The organism is Bacteroides muris (ex Fokt et al. 2023) (assembly GCF_024704895.1).
GTDB lineage: Bacteria > Bacteroidota > Bacteroidia > Bacteroidales > Bacteroidaceae > Bacteroides > Bacteroides muris.
The window spans coordinates 1-6,819 of sequence record NZ_JAMZEE010000076.1; the positions used below are offsets into that span (position 1 = coordinate 1).

General features: G+C 43.1%; 3 protein-coding genes, 1 tRNA gene and 3 pseudogenes. 1 reads left to right on the plus strand and 6 read right to left on the minus strand.

Features of this window, described 5'->3' with window-relative positions:
- Positions 1–171: 171 nt before the first annotated feature.
- Positions 172–245, minus strand: a tRNA-His gene (locus M1B78_RS17945).
- 927 nt (positions 246–1,172) lie between these two features.
- Between M1B78_RS17945 and M1B78_RS17950 the strand changes: the two are divergent.
- Positions 1,173–2,827 (plus strand): annotated as a pseudogene (locus M1B78_RS17950) (IS1182 family transposase).
- 90 nt (positions 2,828–2,917) lie between these two features.
- Here the strand turns inward: M1B78_RS17950 and folD are convergent.
- The 5 genes and pseudogenes from folD to M1B78_RS17975 form a co-directional block, all read right to left on the minus strand.
- Positions 2,918–3,799 carry a bifunctional methylenetetrahydrofolate dehydrogenase/methenyltetrahydrofolate cyclohydrolase FolD gene (gene folD, locus M1B78_RS17955; RefSeq protein ID WP_136010771.1) on the minus strand — a complete coding sequence of 294 codons (882 nt, stop codon included), beginning with the start codon at positions 3,797–3,799 and terminating at the stop codon, positions 2,918–2,920.
- 11 nt (positions 3,800–3,810) lie between these two features.
- Positions 3,811–5,133 carry a signal recognition particle protein gene (gene ffh / locus M1B78_RS17960; protein WP_136010770.1) on the minus strand — a complete coding sequence of 441 codons (1,323 nt, stop codon included), beginning with the start codon at positions 5,131–5,133 and terminating at the stop codon, positions 3,811–3,813.
- Positions 5,134–5,329: 196 nt separating this feature from the next.
- On the minus strand, positions 5,330–5,701 hold the full coding sequence (locus M1B78_RS17965) for a transposase (RefSeq protein ID WP_257941439.1): 372 nt from the start codon (positions 5,699–5,701) through the stop codon (positions 5,330–5,332).
- A gap of 245 nt (positions 5,702–5,946) precedes the next feature.
- Positions 5,947–6,228 (minus strand): annotated as a pseudogene (locus tag M1B78_RS17970) (IS66 family transposase); the annotation flags it as partial.
- 265 nt (positions 6,229–6,493) lie between these two features.
- A pseudogene (locus tag M1B78_RS17975) lies at positions 6,494–6,673 on the minus strand (tyrosine-type recombinase/integrase); the annotation flags it as partial.
- Positions 6,674–6,819 lie beyond the last annotated feature (146 nt).

A 6,819-nucleotide genomic window follows, 5' to 3' on the forward strand; every position in this document is an offset into this window, starting at 1 on the left:
GGAGTCGGAGATATACCATTCTTTATTTTTAGATTATGCAAACTAACAGTGTAGATTTAACATACCCACAGGGTTTTCGGACTGACCCCTAATTTTCTACTGACCCGTTCTCTGGCGGGGTGAGGGTAATAGCAAAAAAGAGGAATATTTTTTTGAATTTCCTCTTTTGCGGGTGGCAGATGGGACTCGAACCCACGACATTCAGAACCACAATCTGACGCTCTAACCAACTGAACTACAGCCACCATGTTAGTGCATTTCTTAAATGCGATGCAAAGGTAGGGATAATTTTTAATAATGCAAAGAATGAAACGTTTTTTTTTGAGATTTCTGCATTATTTTTTCTTCTCGTAAATATCTACATTGTGCTGCTAGAGCAGCTATAGGGAACTTTTAATGAAGATTTCCAGGTATTTACGGTTTTCCGGTGTTAAATGTTTTGCGGGAAAAATGGCAGGGGTGTCTGACTCTGACCGATGTAAGAGGGACAGGTGGGTAGGGAGAGAGGATGTTTTTCCAACTGCAAAGTGATAATGAGGCCGCTGTCAGTGCTAGTCTTACTCATATTGGAGATGAAATTTCCCAAGGAGTAGACTATGATGTGCTGTTCAGTACTGTTGGTACGTAGTTCCGTCGATTAAATGACGTGAGGGGGTAAACCGATAGTATGTGTTATGCCTTGTTGGAGCAACCAATTGGCTGGCTCGCGTTGTTCACGGTTGGGAAGGGAGTGATATTCCTCTTCTCAATGTATGCAGATAATGATGGCATCTGGTTGGCGTACTTTGGCACTTTGGATATCTTGCAGGATGGTATTCTTATTAATATAGTTACGATATTGGAAGAGGTAACCTTGATGCCGTAAGTATAATGGAACAGAGTAATGCGAAAGTCGTTTCTGCAGATGAACAGAGGATAGTATTGTCTGCGATTTGACAGATTCTAGTAGGTGCCTGCGAACGAATACCGGAGAAGTAGTCATATTTTCCTTCAGATACATATACTGCATTTATTTGTACCTGATGCTGCATCATGTCATCTACGAATAATAGCATGAGGTTGTGTCAAAACGCTGGCACAACCTCTTTTTATGCACAAAGACCTGACTTTCACAAGCCCGGGCTTTGTTATTACCCAAAGTTTTTGTGTCTTTAGGCATAAAATTTTTCGTTATGGCAAAGTTACATTTTCGTCCTTACATTCCCAACCCAACAGTTCTTTTTCCCGGAAGAATTGATGAAAACATAGCAGCGAACAATCCGGTTCGCATAGTTAATACTGTTGTTGATAACCTCAATCTTGACAATTTCAAGAAGCTTTATAAGGCAACCGGTCGTTGCCCTTATCATCCTGAAATGATGCTTAAGGTGATTATCTATGCCTACATGAACAATATCTATTCGTGCCGGAAAATAGAGAAGCTTCTCCTGCGTGACATTCATTATATCCGGCTTTCCGGTAATGAACATCCGGATTTTATTACCATCAACCGTTTTCGAAACCGTGTAGAAGAGGAAATAAATACCGTATTCACGCAGTTGGTTCTTGTCCTTGCCGACAAAGGTTTCATCAGCCTTGATGTAGAGTATATCAACGGAACCAAGATTGAGTCCAAAGCCAACAAATATACTTTTGTCTGGCGCAAGACAGTCGAAAAGAACCGTACAAAGCTGATGGATAAGATCCGCATTCTCCTGGAGCAGGTGGATGAAGTCATAGCCCAAGAGAACTCCATGCAAGAAACACCCGTAGAGTTCACTCCCGCCATGCTCTCAGATATAGTGAATGGACTTAAAGAGGTGCTGGAACACCAGCCTGTAACAAAGGACAAGGAACAAAAGAAAGTCATCCGGGAAAAGAAGAAACAGGTCCGGGAACTTGAGCAGTACCGTGACAAGTTGATGGAATACGACAACCATTTTGATACTCTTGGAGAACGCAATTCCTACTCCAAGACCGATCCTGATGCCACCTTCATGCGCATGAAAGAAGACGCCATGAGAAATGGGCAGACCAAACCCGGATATAATCTGCAAATAGGTACCGGGAACCAATTCCTCATAGACTTCCGACTGTTTCCTAACCGATACACTGACCCTCATGCCTTTCTTCCACTCCTTTGAGCAACGCTATAACCGCTTACTAACTGTCGGTGTGGCAGACTCCGGTTACGGATCGGAAGAAAATTATCGGTTCATGCAAGATAATGGGATAGAAGCCTTTGTCAAGTACAACCACTTCCATAAAGAACAGCCTCCCCGTTATACCCCCAATCCATTCCATGCGGAGAGTCTCCATTACAATGCGGGGGGATTATTACGTTTGTCCTATGGGGCAGCACATGAACCGTATAGGAACTGGACGTGACAAAACAGAGAGCGGATACATCACCGAAAGTGCCCGGTATAAAGCACAAAGACGTGAAGGGTGTCCTCTGCGTGGCAGTTACTTTAAAGCTCGGGAGAACCATATTATAGAAGTCAACCACCAGTTAAACCAATACAAACGGCAGGCACGGGAAAGGTTACTCCCGGAAGAAGGCATCAGGCAGAGGGGAAGGCGATGTATAGAACCGGAAGCAGTTTTTGGACAAATGAAACACAACATGGCATACAAAAGGTTCCGGCATGTGGGAGAAGACAAGGTTACAATGGACTTTACCTTCTTTGCTATAGCTTTTAATGTCAAAAAAATGTGTACAAAACTACTAAAAGCAGGAAAGAGAAGGAGTGCACACACTATATTTATCTTTATCAGACCACGTGTGACTCAAAATACGACGAATATTAAGCCTTATTACCTAATTGCTAAAAAAATAGTCGCATAGACAAAAAAAGAAGGGGATGTGTCTTAGTTTTGACACATCCCCATGCTATGTAAAGCAGCAATTAAAATGGCAAGCATTTTCATTACCTTATTATTGATAGATTACTTTTTTGCCGGCGAGCAATGTATTTTTCATAAGGGAAACGATGGTCATCGGACCTACGCCTCCCGGTACGGGAGTGATGAATGAACATTTAGGAGCTACTTCATCAAATTTCACATCACCGGTCAACTTGAATCCGGATTTCTTGGAAGCATCGGGTATACGGGTAGTACCTACATCAATAACGACAGCACCTTCCTTGACCATTTCTGTCTTAACAAAGTTCGGTTGTCCCAATGCAGCAATGATAATGTCTGCTTCTTGGCATTCCTTTATCAAATCTTTGCTGCGGCTGTGGCATACGGTTACTGTGGCATCACCGGGATAAGCTTTCTGCATCATTAGGGCAGCCATGGGTTTGCCGACAATGTTACTGCGGCCCAATACCACGCATTTCTTACCTGAAGTTTCTATCTGATAACGCTTCAGCAGTTCAAGGATACCGTTGGGGGTAGCGGATACATAGCAGGGAAGACCAATAGACATCCGTCCCACATTGATGGGATGGAAACCGTCTACGTCCTTGCGGTAATCGATGGTTTCAATAACCTTTTGCTCGGAGATATGTTTGGGCAAGGGAAGCTGTACAATGAAACCATCCACATTTGCGTCCTCATTTAATTCGCGTACTTTGGCAAGTAGCTCTTCTTCTGTAACATCTACTTCGTAACGGATAAGGGAGGATTTGAATCCGCAAACTTCGCATGCTTTCACTTTGGCAGCGACGTAGGTTTCGCTACCTCCATCGTGTCCTACAAGAATAGCGGCCAGATGTGGGCGTTTCCCCCCATGAGCCACTATCTCGGCTACTTCTGCTGCAATCTCTTGCTTTACTTGCTCTGAAATTGCTTTTCCATCAATCAGTGTCATAGGCTATTATCTTATCTTTTTAATTTCGGCATCATCTTGCCCATTTTATTGCCGGTGACCATCTTCATCATCTTGCGGGTCTGGTCAAACTGTTTCAGCAGGCGGTTTACTTCCTGAATATTCGTACCGCTACCTTTGGCAATGCGCTGGCGACGTGAACCGTTCAGAATGGCCGGATTGCTGCGTTCTTCCGGAGTCATGGAGTAAATGATGGCTTCAATACTCTTAAAGGCATTGTCGTCAATGTCTATATCCTTGATGGCTTTGCCTACACCTGGTATCATGGAGGCGAGTTCCTTTAAGTTTCCCATTTTCTTGATTTGTGCAATCTGGCTTAGGAAATCATTGAAGTCGAACTGGTTTTTGGCAATCTTCTTTTGCAGGCGTTTGGCTTCTTCCTCGTCATATTGTTCCTGCGCACGTTCCACCAAAGATACGATGTCACCCATACCGAGGATACGGTCAGCCATGCGTGAGGGGTGAAATTGGTCTATGGCATCCAACTTTTCACCAGTACCTACAAACTTGATGGGCTTGTCAACCACCGAACGGATAGAAAGGGCGGCACCACCACGGGTATCACCATCCAACTTGGTCAATACTACACCATTGAAATCAAGTCGTTCATTGAATTCTTTGGCGGTGTTTACAGCATCCTGACCGGTCATCGAATCCACTACGAACAGAATTTCGTTCGGATTGATGGCTTGCTTAATAGCGGCAATCTCGTTCATCATTTCTTCGTCTACAGCCAGGCGCCCGGCGGTATCGACGATTACAAGATCATAGCCTTTGGCTTTGGCTTCTTGGATGGCATTTTGGGCAATGACTACCGGATTTTTGCTGTCCGGTTCCGAGTACATCGGTACGTCAATTTGTTCAGCCAGTACGCGTAACTGCTCGATGGCAGCAGGACGGTATACGTCACAAGCCACCAATAACGGTCTTTTGTTTTTCTTGCTCTTCAGCATACGAGCCAGCTTTCCGGAGAAAGTTGTTTTACCGGAGCCTTGCAAACCAGACATCAAAATAACGGCAGGCTTGGAATCGATGTTTATTTCAGAAGTCTCGCCACCCATGAGCTGAGTCAGTTCATCATGCACGATTTTTACCATCAGCTGGCTGGGCTTGACGGCTGTCAGCACGTTTTGTCCCAAGGCTTTTTCCTTAACGGTATCGGTGAAATTTTTGGCAACCTTATAGTTCACGTCGGCATCCAAAAGTGCCTTACGTACGTCTTTCAAGGTTTCCGCAACATTGATTTCGGTGATTTTTCCCTCACCTTTCAAAATTTTAAACGACCTTTCAAGTCTCTCGCTTAAATTATCGAACATAGTATCTAATTACAATTTACAATTACAAAATTACAAATTACTATTATTGAGGCGCAAAAGTACAAAAAATCCCTTTAATTGTCTTCTTTTGAAGCCGAATATTATTGAAGACTTGCAGTAGGATGGACGAAAAGAATGAAAGTGCTGGTCAGGACACTGATAAATATCTGTATTATTCTGTTTTTTTAGAGCCTGTTTAAATTTTCCTCAATAATAATCTTATAGTGGCTAATTTGACCATTTCCTCTGCCGAGTCGAATGTTAGTTCATAGTTTCGGTAGAGCCTTCTATTGTAATCCATCCATGAGAATGTTCTTTCCACAATCCATCTCTTTTGAATGGGTCTGAATCCCTGTTCCTTGTACGCACTGATAACAACCTGAATGACATATCCGAATTTCTTTCTTATGTTATCGACAAGTTCTCCTCGGTAACCTCCATCGGCAAGAATGTTTTTTACACTGGAGCACATCTCCTTAAGAACCCTCATCAGCAAATAAGCGGCTTCACTGTCATGTACATTAGCTATGGTGACCATAACGGCAATAAGAAAGCCATTCTTATCCACTATGACATGCCGTTTTTATGCCTTTTACCTTTTTGTTTCCATCAATACCGTTCAAAGAAGCATTGTTCCCCCATCTGACGCTTTGACTGTCCATAATTCCTACACTGGGTTCCATGCTTTGACCGCGTTTCACACGTACATGCCCACGTAATTTCTCTGTAAGCATCCGATAAAGTACACTAACAACAATGGCCGCAACTCTTTCGTTAGAGTATGCAGCCATTGCTAGTATATGGTAGTAACAGTCATTCCTTTTTCCATCGGTGCGGTAGGAGTTGCACCAGTTCATCATACGATGCTTTCTGCATATATGGCATCCTTGCAATAACATCATTCAGGTAATTCCTCGGATTTACTTCATGTGCCTTGCAGGTAGCCAGCAGTGAACAGACGACACTCATACTGACAGCAGCCTCATGATCGCCACAGAACAGATAGTTCTTTCTACCTAATGTAACTGGACGGATGGCATTTTCCGCCAGATTGTTGTCGATACGTATCCTTCCGTCCATTAGGTAACGCATCATCAAGAGGCAATTAAATAACTGGCGGACATAAGTATCTCCAGTACGAGTTCTGTTAGAGTAGGCATTCAAAGTTCGGACGATTTTATATGCTGACTTTTCATCTTCTATCGAGTCATATTTTTTATATTCGTTCTCGTCTATGATTTTATGATATAAAGCATCGTAATAGCGAATCATGTCAAAAAAACGGCTTCCGTTGATGCAAATCTGATCTATCTGGAAAGGGAACTCCATCTTTGACCGATCTATCAATCTGGACGGCTCATTAGCATAAAACGATGAGAAGAATTGACATATAATCCTCCTTCTTCTTATCCACGATTTTGGCATAGATTTCCGTGGTCTGAATGTTGGAATGTCCCATCAGCTTGCTTGTGGTAAAAAGGTCTGCACCGAGCGTGAGCATCATCGTTCCGAACGTGTGCCGTGTGCAATGAAAAGTGATAGGCTATGCAAAGAAACACAGAGAGGTAAAGATTAAACGTAAGTCGTTTGAAATGAACGGTATTTCAGCATTCTGCCAAGTAGAGAAAATGCAAACGGCAACGGAATATTGAGGTTGTTCAGTTACCAAACCGTTAGCCGGGCAGT